Origin of the sequence: Aurantimonas sp. A3-2-R12, assembly GCF_036016755.1 — a bacterium.
GTDB lineage: Bacteria > Pseudomonadota > Alphaproteobacteria > Rhizobiales > Rhizobiaceae > Aurantimonas > Aurantimonas coralicida_A.
In genome coordinates this window covers 96,735-120,255 of record NZ_JAYXIH010000004.1, presented here as the reverse complement: position 1 = coordinate 120,255, position 23,521 = coordinate 96,735, and the positions used below count along the sequence as shown (strand labels likewise).

Genomic DNA, 23,521 nt, shown 5'->3' with positions numbered 1-23,521 from the left:
TCTCGTCGGATCGCCGGCCCGGAAGGCGTAGCGGTCCGATGCTCGATCAAAGCGTTACAGCGTCCTTTGTGCGTCCGAAAGGACGCACGCCGCATTAGCGGCCGAAGCGAACAGCGCGCGCGATGTCGGCACGGCCTACGCCGATGTCGGACAGGGCGCGGTCGTCCATCATGGACAACTGGCGAATGTCGTTGCGCTGGTTGCGGTAAGCCTGCAGGCGGCTGGTGAGATGGCGAAACATGGTTCTGTCCAGACAGGTCGTTGCGATGACCCAGACATAGTATATTGCGTTGCACAAGAGCAGGGCATTAAATTGCAAATCTCGTGTGCAAACTGCGCATGACAAAGGCACCCGGCTGTTTACCGGATATCAATCGTTCATGAAATGGGCACACTTTGTTTGCGGAAGGTTGCGGCTATGCGAGCGGCGCTCGCGCGCCGCCCGCCCGGTTTCGCTTAGGCCTTGGTCTGCTTCTCGCGTTCGATGGCTTCCGTGATCAGGGTGCGCGCCTTGTCGCTATCGCCCCAATCGCCGATCTTCACCCACTTGCCGGGTTCCAGATCCTTGTAGTGCTCGAAGAAATGCTCGACCTGCTGCAGGGTGATCTCCGGCAGGTCCTTGTATTCCGTGACCATCTCGAAACGGCGGGTGATGTGCGGCGAGGGCACGGCGATGATCTTCTCGTCCTGGCCCTTGTTGTCTTCCATGACCAGAACGCCGATCGGCCGGCAGTTGATGACGCAGCCGGGAAACAGCGGACGGGTGTTGCAGATCAGGACGTCGATCGGATCGCCATCGTCGGACAGCGTGTGCGGCACGAAGCCATAATTCCCCGGATAGGTCATCGGCGTGTAGAGGAACCGGTCGACGACGAGGCAACCGGCCTCCTTGTCCATCTCGTATTTGATCGGATGGCCGCCCAGCGGCACCTCGATGATGACGTTGATATCGTCCGGAGGGGTGTTGCCGATGGCGATCGCATCGATGCGCATGATCTGTCCTCTTCACTGTCTCGGGCCGGCCGGTCGGCGCGTCAGGAGAACCGACGGCGTGAACGCCGGGATTGGCTTGCCAAAGCGCGGGGAAATCTCGATCTGGGGCGCCTTGGGGATTGCCCGATGCTCTAGCCGCTCCCGGAGGGCGGTGCAACAAACCCGTGCAATCGCCTTGATGACCGCCCGTTATCGGGGCCAGACGAAGGCGATCTTGCCGAGGTTGCGGCCCTCGAACACTTCGCTGCCCTCGGCGACATCGGCGCCGCCAAGTCGCGCATAGAAGTCGACGGCCTGGTGATTGTCCGCGAGCGCCCAGACCACCAGACCGGTCAGGCGGCGGTCGGCCAGCAGGCCTCTGGCCGCCTTGAACAGGCGCCCGCCGAAGCCCAGCCCCTGATATTCCGGTCGGATGTAGAGTTCGTAGATCTCGCCCTCGGCCTTGATCGCCTCGGCGCGGTTGTCCCCGAGCGTGGCATAGCCGATCGTTTCGCCGGCGAACTCGACCACCAGGATCGCCGCACCGCTGCGGATCGCCCGTGCCCACCAGGCTTGGTGGCGCCGTCCGATCATCCGGGAGAGACTATGGTGGGGGATCAAGCCGGCATAGGCGCCGCGCCATGCCGCCTCATGCACCGCCGCCAGCGCCGCGGTGTCACGCGGTTCGGCTAAGCGAGTTTCGGCGACAATCGTGTTCATCGGATATTAACCATAAACCGTCTCGACCGATCCGTCTCGTTCGCCGGTTCATATTTCCGCTGATCGTCCGCGAACATCAATCGCGCCGCGGCGTTGCCGACGCGGTCGCCCGGTTTGTCCCCGGCTTTTTGAGTTTGGCGGAGGAGGCGTCCGACCTATCGCGGCGGACGACAGCACTGACTCGAATGACCGATTGGAGAGCGCCTCACTTTCGGTCGAGGACCCCGTGCGCCAGAGCGCGCTGGATACCGGCGATGTCGGCGCGGCGCGATAATTGACGCAACAGCGGCGGCTGTCCGCTCATCCACAGCGTCAGTTCGGAATCAGCGTCGAAATTGCCGGCCGTCTCGATCGCGAACATGGTGATCGAGCGATAGGGGATCGTTTGGATATGCCGTTTGCGGCCGGTCATGCCCTGCTTGTCGACGATGATCAGGCGAAGATCGGTAAACACGAACAGATCGCGGACGACTCGAAACGCCAAATCAACGTCTTCGTCAGCCAGCAGCATCGGGTCGAGGTCGCTCCGCACCTCGTCGATATCGGCGTCGCTGGTTAGTCCCATGATACCGGAAAGAAGACCCATTTCCCCACTCGCTTTTCGTTGTCGTTATCTTGGGTGACTGGATAGCGATCCCGCGCCCGCTGTCCACAACCGTGCGTCGAGGGTGCCGACATCCGCCGATGATGGATAAGAAAAGCTTACGTCGACAACAGAATTTGAAAGTATATCTATAGGGGAGGGAGGGGTACGATCGAGAAAAACCGGCGAAGACGTGTGCGAACGCACGCGATCCCGGTTTATGGGAGGTCATCTTGAAGCACGGTATCCGACATCTGTTCATCCCCGGCCCGACCAACGTTCCCGAGCGCGTCCGTCGCGCCATGAACGTGCCGATGGAGGATCAGCGCTCCCCGGACTTACCCGAACTGACCTTGCCGCTGTTCCGCGACCTGAAGAAGGTCTTTCAAAACAAGGACGGCCGCGTCTTCATGTATCCCTCCTCGGGGACGGGCGCTTGGGAGGCGGCCATCCAGAACACGCTCGCGCGCGGCGACAAGGTACTGATGTCGCGCTTCGGCCAGTTCTCGCATCTGTGGGTGGATATGGCGATCCGCCTCGGCCTCGACGTGACGGCGATCGACGTCCAATGGGGCGCCGGCGTGCCATTGGACGAATACGAGCGCGTCATCGCCGCCGACAAGGCGCACGAGATCAGGGCAGTCTTCGCCACCCAGAACGAAACGGCGACCGGCGTGGCCTCGGACATCGCCGGGCTCCGCAAGCTGCTCGACGCCCATTCGCACCCTGCGCTGATCTTCGTCGACGGCGTCTCGTCGATCGCCTCGATCGATTTTCGCCAGGACCAATGGGGTGTCGATCTGGCCGTCGCCGGCTCGCAGAAGGGCTTCATGCTACCGGCCGGGCTGTCGTTCCTGTCGGTATCGGAAAAAGCCATGGCCGCGTATCGTGACAACCGCCCGAAGATGGAGCGGTGCTACTTCTCCTTCGCCGACATGATCGCGACCAACGATCAGGGCTATTTCCCCTATACGCCGCCGACGCAGTTCTTCCATGGGCTGCGGGTCGCGCTCGACATGCTGTTCGAGGAAGGGCTCGACAATGTCTTCGCCAGGCACCACCGGCTGGCCGAAGGCGTGCGGCGCGGCGTCGCCGGCATGGGGCTGAAGCTTCAGGCGGTGGCGCCGCAATGGCATTCGGACACCGTCTCGGCCATTCGCGTGCCGGAGGGCGTCGATGCCAACGCGGTGCTCAAGATCGCCTATGAGCGCTACGAAACCTCATTCGGCAGCGGGCTCGCGCAATTATCGGGCAAGGTGTTCCGTATCGGCCATCTCGGCGATCTCAATGCGGGGATGTGCCTGACCGCGCTGAGCATTGCCGAGATGGCGCTGGTCGACGCCGGAGCCCGGATCGAGCTCGGATCGGGCGTGGCGGCGGCGCAGGATTATTACCGCGACCAGAGCGGCGCGGCGGCCAGCTCGCAAGTGGCGGCCGCGTAACAAATTCAGACGCGCGATCTCCCAAGTCGTGTCGACGAAAAACGGGTGCCCGCGAGAGCAGGCACCCGTTTTTCGTCAGTAAAGAGGTCTGGCTTAGTCCTAAGCGCCGGGCCGGTCAGGCCGCCTTACGGCTCTTGTCGAAGCGCTTGCGCTCGTTCGAGTCGAGATAGATCTTGCGCAGCCGGATCGTCTTCGGCGTCACCTCGACCAGTTCGTCGTCCTGAATCCAGGACAGCGCCCGGTCCAGCGTCATGCGGATCGGTGGCGTCAGCTTGATCGCCTCGTCCTTGCCGGAAGCGCGCATATTGGTCAGCTTCTTGCCCTTGAGAACGTTCACTTCCAGATCGTTCTCACGGGTGTGGATGCCGATAATCATGCCGGCATAGACCTTGACGCCGGCATCGATGACCATCGGGCCGCGATCTTCCAGGTTGAACATGGCGAAGGCGACGCTCTCGCCAGTGTCGTTGGAGATCAACACACCGGTGTTGCGGCCGGGAAGCGTGCCCTTGAAGGGCGCGTAGGAATGGAACAGGCGGTTCATGATCGCCGTGCCGCGGGTGTCGGTCAACAGCTCCGACTGATAGCCGATGAGGCCGCGCGTCGGGGCGTGGAACACCAGACGCTGGCGGTCGCCACCGGAGGGGCGCAGCTCGATCATCTCGGCTTTGCGCTCGCTCATCTTCTGGACGACGATGCCGGAATGCTCCTCGTCGACGTCGATGACGACTTCCTCGATTGGCTCCAGGGTTTCGCCGTTCTCGCCCTCTTTCATGACGACGCGCGGACGCGAGATCCCGAGCTCGAAACCCTCGCGGCGCATCGTCTCGATCAGCACGGCGAGCTGCAGCTCGCCGCGACCGGAGACGTAGAAGGAATCCTTGTCGTCCGCCTCGTCGATCTTCAGCGCGACATTGCCTTCGGCCTCCTTCAGGAGACGGTCGCGGATGATGCGGCTCGTCACCTTGTCGCCCTCGGTGCCGGCGAGCGGGGAATCGTTGACGATGAAGGACATCGTCACCGTCGGCGGATCGATCGGTTGCGCGTGCAGCGGCTCGGTGACCGCCGGGTCGCAGAAGGTGTCGGCGACCGTGCCCTTGGACAGGCCGGCGATCGCGACGATGTCGCCCGCCTCGGCAAATTCGAGCGGCACCCGCTCAAGGCCGCGGAAGGCAAGGATTTTCGAGATGCGGCCGGTCTCCAGCACCTTGCCGTCGCCATGCAGCACCTTGACCGCCTGATTCGGCTTGATCGAGCCCGACTGGATGCGACCGGTGATCAGCCGGCCGAGGAAGGGGTTCGCCTCAAGAATCGTGCCGATCATCTTGAACGGCTCATCCTTGCCGGCGGTGTCCGGCTCTGGGACATGCTTGAGGATCAAATCGAACAGCGGCTCGAGGCCCTTGTCCTGCGGGCCTTCCGGCTCCTCGGCCATCCAGCCGCCACGGCCCGAGCCGTACAGCACCGGGAAGTCGAGCTGCTCTTCGGTGGCGTCGAGCGCGACGAACAGGTCGAAGATCTCGTTGAGCACTTCCTGATGGCGCTCGTCGGAGCGGTCGATCTTGTTGATCGCCACGATCGGCTTCAATCCGACCTTGAGCGCCTTGCCGAGCACGAATTTTGTTTGCGGCATCGGGCCTTCCGAGGCGTCGACCAGGATGACGGCGCCATCGACCATGTTGAGGATACGCTCCACCTCGCCGCCGAAATCGGCGTGGCCCGGCGTATCGACGATGTTGATGCGGGTATCCTTCCACTCGACCGAAGTCGCCTTGGCCAGGATGGTGATGCCGCGCTCCTTCTCCAGATCGTTGGAGTCCATCGCACGGTCTTCTTGGCGCTGGTTCTCGCGGAATGAGCCGGATTGGGCCAGCAGCTTGTCGACGAGAGTCGTCTTGCCATGGTCGACGTGCGCGATAATCGCGATGTTGCGGAGCTTCATGATTGTCACCGGAAACAAGTTAAGGCCGCGGCCGACACCTCAAATGTCCGCCCGGCGCTGATCTGGACGCCCTCCTACAGCATTTTGTGCAATTGCGAAAGATGCCAATGCCGGAAAGACGACTTGGCCTTTACCGACCGCCACGATTTCCGCCGGCGGTCGAGCCTGGCCTCAACCATGGACCAGCCGCGCCGGCGGGGCCGGTTCATCGCGAAGGCCCGCGGCGAGAAGTCCGCCGACATAGCGGTCGAGTAGCGCCGGCTCCATGAAATGCAGGGCGTCCCGCACGGTGGCGGCGGTGACGTCCGGTCTGATCGCGAGGAAAGCCAGAAGGGCGCGGCGTGCGTCCTCCATCTCGCCGGCCGACGCCAGAAAGGTCGCCAGGTCACGTAGCGGCCAGGTCATCCCGGGCTTTTCGACCAGCGCCCGTCGTGTCCAGCGGGCCGCTTCCGCCGGCCGGCCAGCGGCAAAATGCGACAGACCCATTCCCACGATCGAATTGAAGCTGAAGGGGTCGCGGGGCGATAGCCGCATCGAGCGCTCGAAACAGGCGAACGCCTCCTCCGCCCGGCCGGCGTAGACGCGCGCGAAACCCCGGCGTGTCCACGCCCAGGCATGATTGACGTCGATGTCGAGCGCCCGGTCGATCAGCGCGTTGGCCCGGTCCAGCGCGCCGTCGGTCAGCATGATCGCGGTGGCGGCGGCGGTCAGCGCCAGCGGGTCGTCGTCGATCTGTCCCGCCGTCGCTTCCAGATGCGCGCGGCCGGCGGCGCGTTCGGCGGCAAAATCCTCCGACCAGTTGTAGACGATGTGCTGGGCGTGCGCCCAGGCGCAGATGGCCGCTGCCCGGCCGTTGCCGGGCTCCAGCGTCAGCGCTTCGCCGAGCAGCGCGATGGCACGGGTGTTTTCCTCCCGCCGATGCGCCCACAAGTGGGGCAGCGCCCGCATGACGAGGTCGTAGGCGACGAGACTCTCCGGCGCCTTGCGGCGGGAGCGGTCGACCTCGGCCTGGCGGATCGTCGGATGCAGTGCGCCAGAGACCAGTTCAGCGATGTTGTCCTGCACCTCGAACACGTCGGCGATCTCCGCCTCGATCCGGTCGCTCCAGATCTGCATGGCGGTCTCGCCGTCGACGAGGCGAAGCGACACGCGCATGCGCTCCCCGGCAAACCGCACGCTGCCTTCAAGGAGGTAGCGGACACCGAGTTCGGTGGCGATGGCCCGCACGTCGAGTGACCGTCCCTGATAGGCGTAGGCCGAGTGCCGGGCGATGACGAGGAATTCCCGGACCCGGGACAGGCTGGCAGTGATCTCCTCGACCATGCCCTCGATGAAGCTGTCGCGCTCGGCATTGCTGCTCAAATTGTCGAAGGGCAGGACCGCGATCGAGGGGTGCGTCGCCGGGTCGGGGACGGCGACCGGGCTGCGGCGGCTGACGCCGACGATCTTCGGGTCCCACACCCAGATCCGATGGTGGCCGGACAGCCCCTTGAGAACCCGCTCGCCGATGTCGGTGAAATAAAGATCGGTCTTGCCGGTCAGATACTCGAAGACCCCCCGCGAGATCGCCATGCCGCCGGCCGGCGAGAGCGCTTGCACCCGCGCTGCCATGTTGACGCCCCCGCCGAACCGGTCGTCGTCCGACACCACCACGTCGCCGATGACGATCCCGGTGCGCACGCGCAGCGGCGCATCATCGGGTTCGTCCGCGGCCATCGCGCGCTGGAAGCTGGCGGTCCATTTGACCGCGCTGACGGCGCTCGCGAATTCCGCCAGCAGGCCGTCGCCGGTGGTCTTGAACACCGTGCCGCCAAATTCGCCGATCGTCGGAAGCACGCGCTCGCGATAGGTATGCACGACGGCGCGGAGGGCGGCGGCCTCGTCGGCTTCGACAAGGCCGGAAAAGCCTTCCACATCCATCGATAAAATTGCGGCGAGGCGGCGTATCGGTCGGGCCATCGTCGTCGGTCCCATTGCGACGGACCAATTTACCAGATCGCGCGGTGCCTCGCTACAAGTCTGTCGGCTGCTCGATGCCAGCTTGCCGACCGCCGCATAGCCGCCGATCGCCTTGCCCTACTCCGCGACGAAGCCGCGCTTTTTCAGGAGCGCCTCGGTGGTCGGCATGCGGCCGCGAAAAGCGGTGTAGAGCTCGGCCGCATCGCGCGAATTGCCGGCCGAGTAGATATGCGTCAGCAGCTTGTCCGCAGTGGCGCGATCGAACGGGTCGCCCGTCTCGCCGAACGCCTCGAAGGCATCCGCGTCGAGCACTTCCGACCACATGTAGGAGTAATAGCCCGCCGAATAGCCGTCGCCGGAGAAGATGTGGGCGAAATGCGGCGAGCGGTGGCGCATGACGATCGCGCGCGGCATGCCGAGGGCCTCCAGCATGGCCCGCTCGGCCTCCAGCGGCTTGTCCGGAACGGTTTCGGCCTCGTGCAGACCGAGATCGATCAGGGCCGAGGCGGTGTATTCGACCGTGTCGAAGCCGGCGTCGAAGGTGCGCGCGGCGGTAAGCTTGTCGAGCAGCGCCTTGGGTAACGTTTCCCCGGTTTCGGCGTGGCGGGCGTGTTTCTCCAGCACTTCGGGAACGGTCAGCCAGTGTTCGTAGAGCTGCGACGGCAGCTCGACGAAGTCGCGGGCGACGGCGGTTCCGGCGAGCGACGGCCATGTGACGTCGGAGAGCAGGCCATGCAGGGCGTGGCCGAATTCGTGGAACAGCGTGCGGGCGTCGTCGAGCGACAGCAGCGCCGCCTCACCCTGGTTCGGCTTGGCGAAATTGCAGACATTGTAGATGATCGGGGTCTGGCCGCCATCGAGTTTGTGCTGGCCGCGCAACGCGCTCATCCAGGCCCCGGAGCGCTTGGAGGCGCGCGCGAAATAATCGCCGAGAAAAAGCCCGCGCTCACGGCCGGTCCGGTCGCGGACGGCCCAGGCCTTCACGTCCGGGTGCCAGGCCTTGGCGTCCGGCAACGGCTCGAAGGTCAGGCCGAACAGCCGGCCGGCAACGTCGAATGCTGCGTCGATCATGCGGTTGAGCTGGAAATACGGCTTCAGTTCCGCCTCGTCGAGATCGAACGCGGCGCGCCGACGTTTCTCGGCATAATAGCGCCAATCCCAAGGCTCCAGCGCGTTGTTGTCGCCGGCCGCCGCCGCGAGGGCGCGGAGCGCTTCGGCGTCGTCCGCCGCCCGCGCCTTGGCATGGCCCCAGACCTCTTCCAGGAGGGTTCGGACTGCCCCCGGCGTCTTGGCCATCTGGTCGTCGAGCTTGTAGGCGGCATAGCTCGGGTACCCGAGCAGCTTCGCCTTCTCGCGGCGAAGCCGCAGGATGTCGGCCATGATCTGCCGGTTGTCGGATGGCCCGTCATTCTCGCCGCGGCTGGTCCAGGCGCGGAACGCGGTCTCGCGCAGATCGCGCCGGTCGCAATAGGTCAGGAACGGCACGACAAGGGAGCGCGACAGGGTCAGCCCGTAGCCGTCGATACGACGCTCCGCCGCGACCCCGTCCATGGACGAGACGAGGAAATCCGGCAAGCCGGAGAGGTCGTGCTTGGCGAGCGGCAGCAGCCAGTCGCGCTCGTCGGCCAGGATGTTCTGGGAAAAGCGCGTGCCGAGCGAGGCCAGTTCAGCGTCGATCTCGGCCAGCCTTTCGCGGTCGGCCCCCTGAAGATTCGCGCCGCCACGAACAAATCCGCTGTGAACACGCTTTAACAGCCGCGCATCTTCCGGTGCGAGACGCGACATTTCGACGCTGTTTTCGGCGACGGCATCGACCCGCGCGAAGAGTCCGGCATTCAGCGCGATCGCCGAGGCATGGCGGGAAAGCGCCGGGGAAATCTCGCGCTCGGCCGCCTGCAACTCCGCGTTGGTATGAGCTCCCGCGAGTGCGAAAAAGGTCCGAGCCACGGCGTCGAGACGTCTGCCGGAGCCCTCCATCGCGGCCAAGGTGTTGATAAAGCTAGGCGCGGCGGGGTTTTCGGCTATCGCGGCAATTTCGGCGAGGTGCTCCGCCATCGCCGCGCGAAACGCGTCGGGGAAACCGGAAGGGTCGATTGTGCCGAAGTCGAGACGCCCAGACGGTAAATTAAACGTGAAGGCTGCATCCTGCGAGGCAGTGATTCCGCGATCGGGCATGAGAAAACCTTGTTGTATTGAGGCGATGCTCGACGGAACAGTTCGGCCTTTTGGTCGAAAGCCTTATAGACGTACCGCTTCGGCAGGCAGATAATGCGAAAATGGGGTTGTGCCGGTCCTGACGTAACGTTTCCGGTAGGCTCACATCGACAAGACGACTGAAACGGGACCTTTGCTATCATGTCACAACTACTACCAGGAAATGCACTCGGCTTCGTCGTGGTCGACATCGCCCGGCTTTATCGACAAGCCTTCGAAAAGGCTGTCGAGGAAGCCGGCCTAGCACTGACGCCCGGGGAAATTCGGGCGCTTGCCTATGTGGCACGTTACGAGGGGTCCCGCCAAGCGGTGCTGGCCGAGCGCATGGGCGTCGAGCCGATGACCCTGTCGGCCTATCTCGACCGACTGGAAATACGCGGGTTGATCACCCGCACCGTCGATCCGACCGATCGGCGCGCCAAGGTGATCGCGCCGACAAAGGCTGCCGAGCAGGTGTTCGAGGAGGCTCGACCGGTGGCGCTCGCGGTTTACGAACGCACGGTGACCGGCCTCAGTGAGGATGAGCGCAAGTTCCTCGATTCCGCGCTGCAGATGATGCGGGCCAATCTGACCAACGATCCGCAGGTTCTGGGCGAGATGCCGGCCGAGCAGCCGCTGCGCGGCGCCGCATAGACCGCACAAACTGGCGGGTTTTCCCGGCTGCCGGATTGGGATAGGGCACGAGGGGACGCGGAACGGTCGCTTTGGCGCGGCCGTGCGTCGCCGTTTGAGCCTCCAATAACGGATCGCCCCGCTTGACCGTCTCTTCCGCCCGCTCGCCGCTGATGTCCGAGCGGCGGACCAGCCTCGTCGGCGGCTGCCTGGTCGCGATCGGGCCTATCTCGCTGGCGCTGTACACGCCGGCGATGCCGACCTTGGTCGCCGAATTCGGCACGACCGACTCGCTGATCAAACTGACGCTCGCCGTCTATTTCGCCGGTTTCGCCCTCACCCAGCTGGTCTGTGGGCCGGTCTCGGACGCATTCGGCCGCCGGATTACCACGCTCGGCTTCATCACCATCTATCTGGCCGGCTCGATGCTTGCGGTTGTCGCGCCCAACGTCGAGACGCTGCTGGCCGCGCGCCTGCTGCAGGGGGTCGGCGCGTCCGTCGGGGTCGCGACATCGCGCGCCATCGTCCGCGATCAGTTCACCGGCGAAACCTCGTCGCGGATCATGAACACGATCGGCATCATCCTCGCCATCGGCCCCGCGGTCTCGCCGACGATCGGTGGCCTCCTGCTCGCTCTCGCCGGCTGGCGGGCGATCTTCGTCGGCATGTTGGTCTGCGGCCTCGCCGTCGTCGCGGTGACGCTCGGCTTCATGCGCGAAACCGTAATACCCGACCGGTCGCGTATTCGCCCGCGCGCGATCGCTCGTTCCTACGGCCAACTCGTCACCAACCGGCACTTCATGGCTACCAGCCTGACCGTCGCCGGCTCGGTCGGCGCGCTCTATACGCTGGCGACCGTGCTGCCCTTTGTGCTCATCGAGCGCGCCGGCCTGACGCCGACCCAATTCGGCATCGGCATGCTCGGGCAGTCCGGCATGTTCTTTTCCGGTTCGCTCGCCGTGCGCTTTTTGATGCCGCGCACCGGCGCCCATCGGCTCGTACCGGTCGGACTCGGCTTCATCGCCGCCGGGAGCCTCTCGCTCGCCGTCTCGATCGCGGCGCTGCCGGTGTCCTATCTCTCGATCATGGGGCCTGTCGGCCTTTATGCTTTCGGCATCGCCTTCGTCATGCCGGCAATGACCACGGCTTCGCTGGCGCCGTTTCCGCATATGGCGGGCGCCGCCGCGGCGATGACGGGGTTCATTCAAATGGGTGCCGGCCTCGTCGGCGGGGTCATCGCCGCGATGATCGGCGAACCGGTGCTGGCGACGCAGGTCGTCGTGCCCGGCCTCGGCGTCATCGCGATCGGCGCCTATGCGGTCTATCGCGCCCATCCGCATGTCGTCGAACCGGAGCCCCGGCCAAGGGTGCCGGCCCCGCCGCTGCCCCGCGACGCGCGGGAGTGAAGGGACGCGCGCCGCGGCTCAGAACGGGCCGGCTTCGGTGCGCGTGGCCGGCTTCGGCCGGTCGACGCCGCCGGCCTTCGCGAGCATCAGATATTCGGCGATGTTTTCCTGGGTGATGTAGGCGATGAATCGTCCAGCCTGATCAATGACGCCGATGACACCGGCGCCGCGTTCCCGCATCGTCTTCAAGGCGAATGACAGCGCCGCGTGCTCGCGCACCAGCGGCACGTCCTTGATCATGACCTCCATGACCGGCGTCTCGCGTCCCGACCGGGCCAGTGCCGCGATCAGCGCCTTCTGGGTGAGCACGCCGCGCAGCTTTCCGCCGCCGTCGACCACCGGAAACTCGTGCTGGGTGGTGCGGATCAGCGCCTCGGCGGCGTCGGCGAGACTCGCCGTCGGGCCGAGACTCTCAAATTTGGTGATCATCACCTCATGCGCCGAGACCGAGCGCGCCGCGTCATCGACGCCGACCTGATAGCTCTCGCTGGCGGCGGCTACATAGACGAAGACGGCGATGAAGACGAGGAAGACGTTGCCGGTCGACAACCCCCAGAAACCGAAGCCGAAGGCGAGGAACTGGCCGGCGCGCGCGGCGTAGCGCGTCGCCGTCGGGCGGTCGAATTTGAGCGCCAGCAGGGCGCGCAGCACGCGCCCGCCGTCCATCGGGAAGGCCGGGATCAGGTTGAACAGGACGAGAAAGACGTTGATCGTCGCGATTCGCGCCAGAAAACCCGCATTGGGGCTTTCGAGCGCCGCCAGGCTTTCAGGGTCGAAGTTGGCGCCGAGAAAGACGATCAGCACCGCCGCGATGACGACGTTGACGGCGGGGCCGGCAAGCGCGACGACGATCTCCTCGCGTGGCCGTTCCGGCATCCGCTCAAGCCGAGCAATGCCGCCGATCGGCAGCAGCGTGATGTCCGGCGTCTTGATGCCGTAGCGCCGCGCGGCGAGGGCGTGGCCGAACTCGTGTGCGACGACGCAGGCGAAGATCGCGATGATGAAGGCGAGGCTGGCGATGGCGGCGGCGGCACCGCCCCGCTGGTAGGCTGCGACGCCGATCCAGGCCAGCAGCATCAGGAAGGTGATGTGGATCCGAATCTCGGATCCGAACAGCCGGCCCAGGGTGAGGGACCAGGACATTCGCGGCTCTCCATTTCAGCGTCGACCGGCGAGGCGGCGTGCGAACAGGATATGCGCCAACCAGCGTCGCCCATCATATGGGACTTTGGAGCCGGCAAAACACCAGCCAGCGAGCACGATTCAGGCGCAGAGCGCGTCAGAAGATGCCGGGGATAATCCGCGCCGTCCGCGCCTTGTAGGCGCGATAGGCGTCGCCGAAGGTCTCTTCCATCATCCGCTCTTCCGGGCCGATCCGGGCGGCGAAGAGGATGCCGAAGCCGATAAGGCCGGCGGGCCCGGCGATCCAGTTGGGAACGAGCAGGGCCTGTGCCAGCGCCATCGCCCAGAAGGCGCTGTACATCGGATGGCGCAACCGCCTGTAGATGCCGGAGGTGACCAGTTCGTGCTTTTCGCGGATGTCGAGCGAGACCGACCACATCTTGCCCAGCGCCTTGTGGGTCTTGCGGAACAGGACGAGCGCCAGCGCCATCGCGGCGAGGCCGAGCGCGATCCGCCCCCAGGATGGCTCGCTGCGGGCGACCTCCGGCCAGCCGGTGGCGACATTGATCGCGGGCAGGATGCCGAGCCCGGTCAGCGAGATCGCCATGCGCAGGGACTCGGCCGGGCCGCGGCGCGTGCGCTCGACCCGCCGCCGCTTGGCGCGGCGCTCGAACGGATAGCGGATGACGTACCAACCGACGACCATCAGCACCCAGGCGATCGAACCGGCCAAAGCGGGGCTCATGGAGCGGCTCCCTCGCACGCGGCGGGGGCAAGCGGCGGGACGTCGACGGCTCTGGTCTCGGCGAAGTCGGCGAGGGGGCGGGGCCCAAGCAGCAGCATGTGAAAGGAATAGGGGCAGCGGCGCTCGACCGCGAGCACGAACTGCCGATGCAGGCGAAAGAAGTCGCGCTTGATGCGCCGGTAGGTCCCGGGCGAGACGAGCCGCTTGAAGTGGACGCGCACGACGACCGGGATGCGCCCCTCGCGAATGCCGAGCGACGTGGCCGGGTTCGAATTGTAGAAATTGATCGGGTCCGACAGGCCCTGGCAATCGGTCCAGGCGATGCGGTGGTCGGCAACGAGCCGTCGCACGGCCGCGCGTTGCGTCTTGGCGGCCGGATGCAGCGTCGTCTTCATCAAGCTGGAGCCGACGGTGAGGATATGCCAGCGCAGGTCGGTCTTCAGATCGCCCGACAACGCCCGGTCCAAGGCGAGGACCGCGAAGCTGGCGCCGAGGCTGTGGGCGGCGACGACGATCTCGCCCGCGTCGCTCGCTGCCGCCCGTGCGGCGATTTCCTCGGCCTGTCGTGCGATCCGCGCCGACAGGGCGGGGTTGCGCTCGCGGCAAAGGTCGCGGGCCAAGGCCCAATCGTCCAGGGCGGTCAGAAGATGCCATCGCCGCTCCGCGAGAAAGAGCAGCGCCAGCGCGGCCAACAAACCCAGGACGAAACCGGTCACGGAGCCGGCAAGTCCCGGCAACAGGGCTGTCAGCGCGGCATGGACTGCCCAACCTATCCAGATGGCCGCCGTCATGACGGCAATTGGAAAGGCGAAGAAGAAGGCGTAGCGCCAGCTCACCTGGCAATAGCGGAAGACCGTGCCGGTCACGAGGAAGTCGGCCAACGCCAGCAATCCGCTGGACAATCGCTCGATTGCCGGGCGTGCGGCGTAGGCGAGAATGAGATCGCCCCAGTCGCAGAAGACCAGTTCGGTTTCCGTGCGCCAGCCGGAGCCCGAAAGGTCTGCCCGCAGCGACGGAAACAGTGTGGGCGCACCCGAAGCGCCGTCCAGCCGCAGATCGGCCTGCCATACGGCCGCCGAGCGTTCGGCCGCCCGCCGAAACCGTTCCATATGAGCCGGGGCCAGCATCGGCTCGAAACCGGGGAACACGAACACGAGCCGCTTCTCGATCATGCCTTCTCCACAATCCTCCCGATATACCGTCGGGCGGGAGGGTCTGCCTTGTTCGCGACCGCTGGGACGTTAAGATCACGGGCGCGTGTATCGCCTAGCCCAGTGACGTCGAATTGAGAAGGCGAATGTCGGTCTTCGCGCGGAGGATTTGCGTTAGGCGTTGCAGCCATGCGCCACGCGCGGGCGAAGTGGCCGGATTGTGGAGCCTGTTCCTACTCGGCGGCGTCGCGGGTGTTGGCGATCTCGCGCATCGCCTCAGCCGCGATCTCGAAGGAGCGTTTGCGCGCCGCATGATCGTGGATCTGGCCGGTGAGGATCACCTCCTCGGGGGCATAGGCTTCGACGAAGCGCGCCAGTTCATGACGGACGGTCTCCGGCGAGCCGGTCGCCGCGACGGAAAGGGCTTCGTCGACCATCGCCTTGGCCGCCGGGGCGACGCGCTCCGCGAAGTCCTCGACCGGGCGCGGCAGGGGTCCGGGCTCACCGGTGCGCAGATTGACGAAGGCCTGTTGCATCGATGATTTCAACACGCGGCCTTCCTCGTCGCTCGCGGCGGCGAAGACGTTGATCGCCAGCATGAAATGCGGCTTCGGCCAACGCGCCGACGGGCGATAGGTCTGGCGATAGACCTCGACGGCCTGATCCAGCGCGCCCGGCGCGAAATGCGAGGCGAAGGCGTAAGGCAGGCCGAGATGCGCGGCGAGCTGGGCCCCATACAGGCTGGAGCCGAGAATCCAGACCGGAACGTGGGTTCCCGTGCCCGGCACCGCTCGGATCTTCTGGTTCGGCTCGGCCTCCTCAAAATAGGCCATCAACTCCATGACGTCCTGGGGAAAATTATCGGAATTATCGAGGCTGCGGCGCAGTGCCCGCGCGGTCGGCTGGTCGGTCCCAGGCGCGCGTCCGAGGCCGAGATCGACGCGGCCCGGATAGAGCGTCGCCAGCGTGCCGAACTGCTCGGCGATGACCAGCGGCGCGTGGTTCGGCAGCATGACGCCACCGGCGCCGACCCGGATCGTCGACGTCTGGCTTGCGACATGGCCGAGCGCGACGGCAGTCGCGGCGCTGGCGATGCCGGTCATGTTGTGGTGCTCGGCCATCCAGAAGCGCAGATAGCCGAGGGATTCAGCGTGCCGGGCAAGGTCGGCGGAATTTGCCAGCGCTTCGGCGGCTGTCGAGCCCTCCGGGATCGGCGACAGGTCGAGAACGGAATAGGGGATCATGGCGGGCCCTTGTCTATGGTGAACCCCGATATGGACGCCGCGCTCTATGACATCAATGAAACGCTGCGTTCTCCGCGCCGCGCCTACCGCCCCGCGCGTTTGGCCAGCGTCCTGAGCCGCAGGGCGTTCAGGCGAATGAAGCCGGCCGCGTCCTTCTGGTCGTAGGCGCCGTGGTCGTCCTCGAAGGTGACGAGTTCGTCGGAATAGAGCGATTGCGGCGAGGTCCGGCCGATGACGATGACGTTGCCCTTGTAGAGCTTCAGCCGCACCGTTCCCTCGACGTGTTCCTGGCTGCGGTCGATCGCCGCCTGCAGCATCTCGCGCTCGGGAGAGAACCAGAAGCCGTTATAGATCAGTTCGGCATAGCGCGGCATCAGCTCGTCCTTTAGATGCGCCGCGCCGCGATCGAGGGTGATCGATTCGATCGCCCGGTGGGCGGCGAGAAGGATGGTGCCGCCAGGGGTCTCGTAGATGCCGCGGCTCTTCATGCCGACGAAGCGGTTCTCGACCAGATCGAGGCGGCCGATGCCGTTGTCGCGGCCGAGGTCGTTGAGCGCGGCGAGCAACTCATGTGGCTTCAGCGTCTTGCCGTCGATCGAGACGGGATCGCCCTTGGCGAAGCCGATTTCGATCGTCGTCGCCTTGTCCGGCGCTTCCTCCGGGCTGACCGAGCGCTGGAAGACGTAGTGCGGCGGCTCTTCCGCGGGGTCCTCCAGCACCTTGCCCTCGGAGGAGGAGTGCAGGAGGTTGGCGTCGACCGAGAAGGGTGCCTCGCCGCGTTTGTCCTTGGACACGACGATCTGGTTCTTTTCGGCGAAGTCGATCAGATCGGTACGCGACTTGAACTCCCATTCGCGCCAGGGGGCGATGACCTTGATGTCCGGGTCGAGGGCGTAGGCGGCCAACTCGAACCGCACCTGGTCGTTGCCCTTGCCGGTGGCGCCGTGGGCGATTGCGTCGGCACCGGTCTCGCGCGCGATCTCGACGAGGCGCTTGGAGATCAGCGGCCGGGCGATCGAGGTACCGAGCAAATAAGTGCCCTCATAGACGGCGTTGGCGCGGAACATCGGAAAGACGAAGTCGCGGCAGAACTCCTCGCGCAGATCCTCGATGTAGATTTCCTTGATGCCGAGCATTTCCGCCTTGCGGCGGGCCGGCTCGAGTTCCTCGCCCTGGCCGAGATCGGCCGTGAAGGTGACCACCTCCGCGCCGTATTCGGTCTGCAGCCATTTCAGGATGATCGAGGTGTCGAGGCCGCCGGAATAGGCGAGAACGACCTTCTTGACGTCGCGGGTTTGTGCCATTGGAACTCTTTCGTCTTGCGCTTCGCCACGCCTCTAGCGCAAAGCAGGCCGGTAGGGAAACCGCTTCACGCGAAGCGTCCGCTCGCCTTCGGCGAATTCCGGGTGGCGCGCGGAGCGTATCGGTCGATACCGGATCGAGAAAAGCAGCTTGCATTGTCAGCCCTCGCAGACCGACGGCATTGAAACGAGACATGTGACATGACCTTCATCCCCGAGCTTCCGACGCTTTTGGCCTTTATGCTCGCCGCCTTCGTGCTGACCATCACGCCGGGGCCGGACATGACGCTGTTTTTAGGCCGCACGCTGTCCGAGGGCCGGGCAGCGGGCATGGCCGCCATGCTGGGCGCGGCCTCCGGCATCGTCGTTCATACGAGCTTGGCCGCCTTCGGTATTTCCGCCCTGATCGCGGCTTCGCCGCAGGCGTTTTTGGCGCTGAAGATCGTCGGTGCCGGCTATCTCGTCTATCTGGCGGTGCAGGCAATCCGCGGCGGCTCGACCTTCAAGCTCGACGGCAAGGCGGCGGGGCGGCCCCACAGCCTCCTCTCGAACTGGCTGACCGGGCTTGGCATCAATCTGCTCAACCCGAAGATCGTCCTGTTTTTCGTGACCTTCCTGCCGCAATTCGTCTCGGCGCGCGATGCCGATGTCATCGGCAAGCTGTTCTTCCTCGGCCTGTTTTTCATCGTGCTGGCGGTGCCGATGAGCGTCGCGATGATTCTTACCGCCGATCGTTTCGCCGCCGCGCTGAAGCGCCGCCCGAAGGTGATGCGGGCGATCGACTGGCTGTTCGCCAGCGTGTTCTCGGCCTTCGCGGTGCGGATTCTCCTGACGCAGGGTCGCTGACATGGCGTCGCACCCGACATCGCTCGGCTTCGCGCAATCCTGGCAGTTCTGGGCGGTGCTGGCCGCCATGTTCGCTGCTGCCACGGCGATTCTGGCGAAGATCGGCGTCGAGGGGATCAACTCCGATCTCGCGACCTTCCTGCGGACGGTGGTCGTCGTGGTGCTACTGGCGGCGATCGTGAGCCTGACCGGACAATGGCAGCCACCCGCCGAGTTGTCCCGTCGCAGCCTCGTCTTTCTCGCCTTGTCGGGACTGGCGACTGGCGCGTCGTGGCTGTGCTATTTCCGGGCGCTGAAGCTCGGACCCGCCTCGGCCGTCGCGCCCGTCGACAAGCTGAGCGTCGTCCTCATCATGGGTGGGGCGGTGCTGGTCGCCTGGCGCTGATCGCCCTCAGGCGTAGGCGTAGGGGCCGCCGCGCTTGAGGCCGCGTGATAGGCTGGTCGGTCGTGGATACGCAGCAGGAAGTCGCGCAGCTTCGGGCGGTCGTCGTAGCCGAAGCGGTGGGCGGCCGCCTCGACCGGAAAGCTCATCATGATGTCGGCGATGGAAAGCTCCGGCCCGGCGAACCAGCCACTGTCGCCGATCGCCTTCTCCCAATGGTCGAGATGCAGCGCGATCTGTGGCCGCACCAGCATCGCGTCGACCTTGGCCAACGAGGTCTTCAGGATCGGCCTGATGAAGAACGGTGCCCGTTCCGGGATCATCTGCAGAATGAGGATCAGGAACAGCGGCGGCATCGCCGAGCCTTCGGCGTAATGCAGGAAATGGCGGGCGTTCCAGTAATCGTCCGTTCCCTCCGCCGGCATCAGCCGTCCATTGCCATATCGCGCCAGGATGTATTCGACGATGGCGCCGGTCTCCGCGATCGTCCGGCCGTCCTCGGTCAGTACCGGCGACTTGCCGAGCGGGTGAATCTGCTTGAGCTCTTTCGGCGCCTGCATATCCTTGGTGCGCTCGTAACGCTTCACCTCATAGGCGACGCCGAGCTCCTCAAGCAGCCAAAGCACGCGCTGCGAACGGGAATTGTTGAGATGATGGATGGTGATCATAGGGCCAACCTGCTGCAATACGTGCTAGGCGCAAGACGCGGAGGCCGTGCCCTGTGGAGAACTAAAGCCCGGCCGATTTCCGCAACGCGGCGTTGATGCGCTCCTGCCAACCCGGACCGTCCTCCTGGAAATGCGCCAGCACGTCGCGGTCGATGCGCAGGGACACCATCTCCCGGCCTGTCGGGATGGCGGAGAGGGATTCCTTCATTCGCTCCGGCGTCGTCGTGGCGGATTTGAAGGCCGCCTCGGCGGCGTCCCGGGGATTGGTCGGGCGTCGGGCCATGAAATCTTATCCTTTGATTGTTGGTTCTGCGGCCGGCGTCGTCCGACTTGAGCTGCGGCGCCATCGCCCCGCGCTGCGTCCGGCGACGATCCAATAGGACAGCGTGAACGACAGCGCCGCGACGACGATCGCGGTTTGGACGCTCGCATGCGGCAGATTATCCCCGTAGGCGGTAACGAGGATCGCGCCCGCACCGATAAGGCCGGCGGCAAGATGCAGAAGGATCGACGAAAGTCCGAAGAGTTCGCTTGCCACCATGAACAACGCCCACGGCAACAGAATCACCGAGCCAATCTGCGCCGATTGGGCGAGGAAGGCGATAACCGTCTGGAACAGGAAGATCGGGTCGCTGGCTCCCATGCCGGCGGGAACGGTCAGGAACGGCCACAGCATCGCGAAGGCCGCCGTCATGCAAGCCGCGACAAAGCCGAAGGGAATCACGAACAGAAAACGGAGAACGGCGGTCATTCGACGACGAGGGTTCCTTTGCTGGCGCGTCTCGGCGCCGTGCTCTGCCCTCAGTGGGCTGCGAGTTCCGAGATTCGCGCCGTTTCGAGCTTCACTCGATCGCTCTTCTTCATCCGCTCGGATTCCGATTTCAGCTGGCCGCAGGCTGCGAAGATGTCGCGGCCGCGCGGCGTGCGGATCGGCGAAGCGTAGCCGGCCTGGTTCACATAGTCGGCGAAGCGCTCGATCTGGTCCCAGTCGGAACATTCGTAGACCGTTCCCGGCCAGGGATTGAACGGGATCAGATTGATCTTCGCCGGAATGCCCTTGAGGATGCGGACCAGTTCCTTCGCATCCGCCATCGAATCGTTGACGCCCTTCAGCATCACATATTCGAAGGTGATGCGCCGGGCGTTGGACGCCCCCGGATAGGCGCGGCAAGCGTCGAGCAGTTCCTTCAGCGGATATTTCTTGTTGATCGGCACCAACTCGTCGCGCAATTCGTCGCGCACGGCATGGAGCGAGATGGCCAGCATTACGCCCATTTCCTCGCCCGCCTTCGCAATCATCGGCACCACGCCCGAGGTCGACAGGGTCACGCGCCGCCGCGACAGCGACAGGCCTTCGCCGTCGGTGGCAACGGCCAGCGCCTGGCGGACATTGTCGAAATTATACAGCGGCTCGCCCATGCCCATCATCACGACATTGGAGACGAGGCGGCCATCGGACGGCACGATCGCGCCGGCGGGCGTCGCGGCGTCGGGAAAATCGCCGAGCCGTTCACGGGCCAGGAGAATCTGCCCGACGATCTCGTCCGGCGTCAGGTTGCGAACCAAGCGCTGGGTGCCGGTATGGCAGAAGGTGCAGGTGAGTGTGCAGCCGACCTGGGAGGAGACGCAGAGCGTGCCGCGACCTTCTTCCGGGATGTAGACCGTCTCGATCTCGACCGGGCGCCCGGCGCCTTTCGCCGGAAAGCGGAACAGCCATTTGCGGGTTCCGTCGACCGAGACCTGCTCCTCGACGACCTCCGGCCGCGCGATCGAATAGGCGTCGGCGAGCGCGTTGCGCAGATCTCCGGCGACATTCGCCATCTGGCCGAAATCGGTCACCCCGCGCACATAGAGCCAATGCCAGAGCTGGGCGACGCGCATGCGCAGCTGCTTCTCGGGCACGCCGACCGCGCGCAGCGCCTCGGCGAGGGCTTCACGATCGAGGCCGACAAGCGACGGCTTTTCGCCGTCATCGACCGGCGAAACCGCCGCCAGCGGGCGCGGGCGGTTGGCTGGAGAGGCGAGATCGAGCGAAACGGGCATCATATCCTCGGCGAGCGGCTGCCGGCGAAATCAACGGTCAGGAACAGGAATTGCCCCCTCAAATGACCCCTTCTGGTCATTTGCGCAAGGTTTCAGGCAGATCCGGGACCAGAACGGCGAAACGCCGGGCGCGGGACCCGGCGTCGTGCTTCATTGCGATATCGAGGGCCAGAGGCGGTCGCTGGATGCCCTATTTGCAGTCGTTGATCGACTTCAGCGCGGCGGTCACGCCGGAGAGCGAGAACGTGTAACTGGTCTTTGTGCCGCGCTGCGACACGGCGTCGACCTTCATCGCCTTCCCGGCGCGCAGATTGGCGACCAGCTGGGGTTCCTCGGCGGCGTTCTCCATCCAGGCCGACTCGCCCTTGACGAACATCGAATAATCCTTGCCGTCGACGTCGACCGTGACCTTGGAGCCATCCTTGAGCGTGTAGCCCATCACCGCTTGCGGCTCGTAGGAGACGCCCTGGCCCGGCTTTTGCGAGATCAGGAAGAAGATGTCACCGTGATCGACATTCGCTGGCTCCATCTTGGTCGGCGTCGACAGGATGTAGCAGACCTTGCCGCCGTTGCCGGCGTAGGAATAGGTGCCCCAGGCGTTGAACTGGTTCATGCGCGTCGGGGTCTGGGCCGCGCCCGCGGCGCTCGAGAAGATCAGAATGGCCGCGGAGGCCGTCAGGACGTTCTTGAGGTTCATAATTCCCCGCTCGTTCGGTGCGTGTTCGTTTGATTTCCCACGGTCGAGGCCGAGGCCGGCAAGACGCTGGAAGCGATGCTACCCGACAGACTAGCGCCAAGGCCGTTTATCGTCGGTTAACGAAGAACGAAAGCCGAGGAGAATTATGGAAACGTCTCCACCACTCGGCGCTTCATCTGGCAAAAACCGGATGCAGACCCTCCGCTTCACCAAAGCCTGGTCCGGCCCCCGTGAATGATGGAACGAATTGGGCGACAATTTGGCAAGTCATGCCAAGTCGTTGTTACGGAATGGTAAGGCGTAGCCATGCGGCGCAGCAGCGGTGCTCGCCAGCGGGGAAATCGCTACCGGTCCATTTCGCCAAGCGTCTCGCGGGCCCGCTGGTAATGCTGCGGTCGGATGTTCTGGCGAACCGCCCGGAACGCAGCCCAGAGCACCGCGATATCATCGGTAAAGCCGAGGCCGAGAATGAAATCGGGCACCACGTCCATCGGCAGGACGAAATACGCCAGCGCGGCAAGGAGGATGCCCCGGCTGGCCGCCGGCGTCTGCGGGTCGAGCGCGCAATAATAGGCCGCGACCACGTCTTCCATGAACGGGACCGATCGCAACGCGCGACGGACGGTCTGGAAAAATGATGCGCGAACCCGTTCTTCCTGTCGCGCCTGTTCCTCGCTGGAACCGGGCAGTAAAATTTCGCCGACCTTCGGTGTGTCGAGTGCCATCGCGTCCTCCAATGTCAGGAGGTTAGATGGTCCGTTACCGCCGCGGGCTCAAGAGGTTCGGTTCATGGCGGTCGTCGCGGCGGGCCATGCGGACTTGGTCAGCCGTTGCGCGTGGCCGCCCGACACCGGCCGCGCAAGCCCTTTCGCCGTGGGGGTTCCGGTGTGCAGCGAAAACGCCTCCTCCAGCACATAAGGGCCACCGCCGACTGACTCCCGTGCCGAAAACAGGCCGAATCGCTCGACCATGAACGGCGGCGTGCGGAAGTCGCCGCGCGTGGCGAGAAAATGCGCGACTTCCGCCAGCTTCGGCTGCCGCAACCGTGCCAGCGTCACATGCGGGACGAATTTGCGCTGGTCGGCGGGAACGTCGAGGCGCCTGCAGATGCGTTCGATCTCCGCCTGCAGATCGCAAAGCTCGGGCGACGCCTCGACGCCGGCGTAGATCGAGTGCGGCTTGCGTGTTCCGAAGGCCGCTACCCCGCTCAAGGCTATGGAAAAGGCCGGTCGGTCGACGCGGTCGAGCCAAGCGACGATTTCGTCGGCAAGCCGGGGCTCGATATCGCCGATGAAACGCAGGGTCAGATGATAGTTCTGCGGATCGATCCAGTGGGCCGACGGCAGGCCGCCGCGCAGGAAGGAGAGTGAAAGCGCGATATCCTGGGGGATCTCGAGGGCGGTGAACAGTCGGGGCATCGGATGTCCTTCCGTGCGTCGTTGCCGTCGCGAAAAGACTCTCACCTCCCGAGC

General features: G+C 65.0%; 23 protein-coding genes and 1 pseudogene. 5 read left to right on the top strand and 19 right to left on the bottom strand.

Features of this window, described 5'->3' with window-relative positions; genetic code table 11:
* Positions 1-94: 94 nt before the first annotated feature.
* From VSX60_RS03560 to VSX60_RS03545, 4 genes are all read right to left on the bottom strand, one after another.
* Positions 95-241, bottom strand: coding sequence for a DUF1127 domain-containing protein (locus VSX60_RS03560; protein WP_327622775.1), 147 nt, complete (start codon positions 239-241; stop codon positions 95-97).
* A gap of 215 nt (positions 242-456) precedes the next feature.
* Positions 457-993: an inorganic diphosphatase gene (ppa, locus tag VSX60_RS03555; RefSeq protein WP_327622774.1), complete on the bottom strand. Its 537-nt coding sequence runs from the start codon at positions 991-993 to the stop codon at positions 457-459.
* 189 nt (positions 994-1,182) lie between these two features.
* Positions 1,183-1,692 carry a GNAT family N-acetyltransferase gene (locus VSX60_RS03550; RefSeq protein WP_327622773.1) on the bottom strand — a complete coding sequence of 170 codons (510 nt, stop codon included), beginning with the start codon at positions 1,690-1,692 and terminating at the stop codon, positions 1,183-1,185.
* Between the two features lie 205 nt (positions 1,693-1,897).
* On the bottom strand, positions 1,898-2,278 hold the full coding sequence (locus tag VSX60_RS03545) for a PH domain-containing protein (protein ID WP_327622772.1): 381 nt from the start codon (positions 2,276-2,278) through the stop codon (positions 1,898-1,900).
* 230 nt (positions 2,279-2,508) lie between these two features.
* Between VSX60_RS03545 and VSX60_RS03540 the strand changes: the two genes are divergently transcribed.
* Positions 2,509-3,717: an aminotransferase class V-fold PLP-dependent enzyme gene (locus tag VSX60_RS03540; RefSeq protein ID WP_327622771.1), complete on the top strand. Its 1,209-nt coding sequence runs from the start codon at positions 2,509-2,511 to the stop codon at positions 3,715-3,717.
* 115 nt (positions 3,718-3,832) lie between these two features.
* Here VSX60_RS03540 and typA read toward each other — a convergent pair whose 3' ends face one another.
* The 3 genes from typA to VSX60_RS03525 all read right to left on the bottom strand — a co-directional run bounded on the left by typA (position 3,833) and on the right by VSX60_RS03525 (position 9,793).
* Positions 3,833-5,659 (bottom strand): translational GTPase TypA, encoded by a 1,827-nt coding sequence (typA, locus tag VSX60_RS03535; RefSeq protein WP_327622770.1) that lies wholly within the window; start codon positions 5,657-5,659, stop codon positions 3,833-3,835.
* Between the two features lie 171 nt (positions 5,660-5,830).
* Positions 5,831-7,618, bottom strand: a complete 1,788-nt coding sequence (locus VSX60_RS03530; protein ID WP_327622769.1) for an adenylate/guanylate cyclase domain-containing protein — start codon at positions 7,616-7,618, stop codon at positions 5,831-5,833.
* Between the two features lie 117 nt (positions 7,619-7,735).
* Positions 7,736-9,793: a M3 family metallopeptidase gene (locus VSX60_RS03525; protein WP_327622768.1), complete on the bottom strand. Its 2,058-nt coding sequence runs from the start codon at positions 9,791-9,793 to the stop codon at positions 7,736-7,738.
* 180 nt (positions 9,794-9,973) lie between these two features.
* On the opposite strand from VSX60_RS03525, the gene VSX60_RS03520 reads away from it, so the two are divergent.
* Positions 9,974-10,465, top strand: a complete 492-nt coding sequence (locus VSX60_RS03520; RefSeq protein ID WP_327622767.1) for a MarR family winged helix-turn-helix transcriptional regulator — start codon at positions 9,974-9,976, stop codon at positions 10,463-10,465.
* Positions 10,466-10,617: 152 nt separating this feature from the next.
* Complete coding sequence (locus VSX60_RS03515; protein WP_442873049.1) at positions 10,618-11,850, top strand: multidrug effflux MFS transporter; 1,233 nt, start codon at positions 10,618-10,620, stop codon at positions 11,848-11,850.
* Between the two features lie 18 nt (positions 11,851-11,868).
* Here VSX60_RS03515 and VSX60_RS03510 read toward each other — a convergent pair whose 3' ends face one another.
* The 5 genes from VSX60_RS03510 to VSX60_RS03490 all read right to left on the bottom strand — a co-directional run bounded on the left by VSX60_RS03510 (position 11,869) and on the right by VSX60_RS03490 (position 17,416).
* Positions 11,869-12,993 (bottom strand): site-2 protease family protein, encoded by a 1,125-nt coding sequence (locus VSX60_RS03510; RefSeq protein ID WP_327622765.1) that lies wholly within the window; start codon positions 12,991-12,993, stop codon positions 11,869-11,871.
* A 136-nt stretch (positions 12,994-13,129) separates the two neighbouring features.
* Positions 13,130-13,717: a protein-S-isoprenylcysteine O-methyltransferase gene (locus VSX60_RS03505; protein WP_327622764.1), complete on the bottom strand. Its 588-nt coding sequence runs from the start codon at positions 13,715-13,717 to the stop codon at positions 13,130-13,132.
* Positions 13,714-14,889, bottom strand: coding sequence for a hypothetical protein (locus VSX60_RS03500; protein ID WP_327622763.1), 1,176 nt, complete (start codon positions 14,887-14,889; stop codon positions 13,714-13,716). Before VSX60_RS03500 ends, VSX60_RS03505 begins: the two co-directional genes overlap by 4 nt.
* 212 nt (positions 14,890-15,101) lie before the next feature.
* A complete protein-coding gene (locus tag VSX60_RS03495) occupies positions 15,102-16,112 on the bottom strand; it encodes an LLM class flavin-dependent oxidoreductase (RefSeq protein ID WP_327622762.1) in 1,011 nt (336 codons plus the stop codon).
* Between the two features lie 83 nt (positions 16,113-16,195).
* The gene (locus tag VSX60_RS03490; RefSeq protein ID WP_327622761.1) at positions 16,196-17,416 is read right to left on the bottom strand and encodes an argininosuccinate synthase; all 1,221 of its coding nucleotides are present in this window, start codon (positions 17,414-17,416) and stop codon (positions 16,196-16,198) included.
* 198 nt (positions 17,417-17,614) lie between these two features.
* Here VSX60_RS03490 and VSX60_RS03485 point away from each other — a divergent pair, with 198 nt between their 5' ends.
* Together VSX60_RS03485 and VSX60_RS03480 are read left to right on the top strand one after the other, a co-directional pair.
* The gene (locus VSX60_RS03485; protein ID WP_327622760.1) at positions 17,615-18,259 is read left to right on the top strand and encodes a LysE family translocator; all 645 of its coding nucleotides are present in this window, start codon (positions 17,615-17,617) and stop codon (positions 18,257-18,259) included.
* Position 18,260: 1 nt separating this feature from the next.
* The gene (locus tag VSX60_RS03480; RefSeq protein ID WP_327622759.1) at positions 18,261-18,644 is read left to right on the top strand and encodes an EamA family transporter; all 384 of its coding nucleotides are present in this window, start codon (positions 18,261-18,263) and stop codon (positions 18,642-18,644) included.
* Between the two features lie 6 nt (positions 18,645-18,650).
* Here the strand turns inward: VSX60_RS03480 and VSX60_RS03475 are convergent.
* From VSX60_RS03475 to thpR, 7 genes and pseudogenes are all read right to left on the bottom strand, one after another.
* Positions 18,651-19,309, bottom strand: a pseudogene (locus VSX60_RS03475) (glutathione S-transferase family protein).
* A 61-nt stretch (positions 19,310-19,370) separates the two neighbouring features.
* On the bottom strand, positions 19,371-19,592 hold the full coding sequence (locus VSX60_RS03470) for a BrnA antitoxin family protein (protein ID WP_327622758.1): 222 nt from the start codon (positions 19,590-19,592) through the stop codon (positions 19,371-19,373).
* A 6-nt stretch (positions 19,593-19,598) separates the two neighbouring features.
* Positions 19,599-20,060, bottom strand: coding sequence for a hypothetical protein (locus VSX60_RS03465; protein ID WP_327622757.1), 462 nt, complete (start codon positions 20,058-20,060; stop codon positions 19,599-19,601).
* Positions 20,061-20,110: 50 nt separating this feature from the next.
* On the bottom strand, positions 20,111-21,352 hold the full coding sequence (gene rlmN, locus VSX60_RS03460) for a 23S rRNA (adenine(2503)-C(2))-methyltransferase RlmN (RefSeq protein ID WP_327622756.1): 1,242 nt from the start codon (positions 21,350-21,352) through the stop codon (positions 20,111-20,113).
* A gap of 190 nt (positions 21,353-21,542) precedes the next feature.
* The gene (locus tag VSX60_RS03455; RefSeq protein WP_327622754.1) at positions 21,543-22,049 is read right to left on the bottom strand and encodes an invasion associated locus B family protein; all 507 of its coding nucleotides are present in this window, start codon (positions 22,047-22,049) and stop codon (positions 21,543-21,545) included.
* Between the two features lie 344 nt (positions 22,050-22,393).
* Entirely contained in the window at positions 22,394-22,774 is a 381-nt protein-coding gene (locus VSX60_RS03450; protein ID WP_327622753.1) for a YkvA family protein, read from the bottom strand.
* A 48-nt stretch (positions 22,775-22,822) separates the two neighbouring features.
* A complete protein-coding gene (gene thpR, locus VSX60_RS03445) occupies positions 22,823-23,467 on the bottom strand; it encodes an RNA 2',3'-cyclic phosphodiesterase (protein ID WP_327622752.1) in 645 nt (214 codons plus the stop codon).
* Positions 23,468-23,521 lie beyond the last annotated feature (54 nt).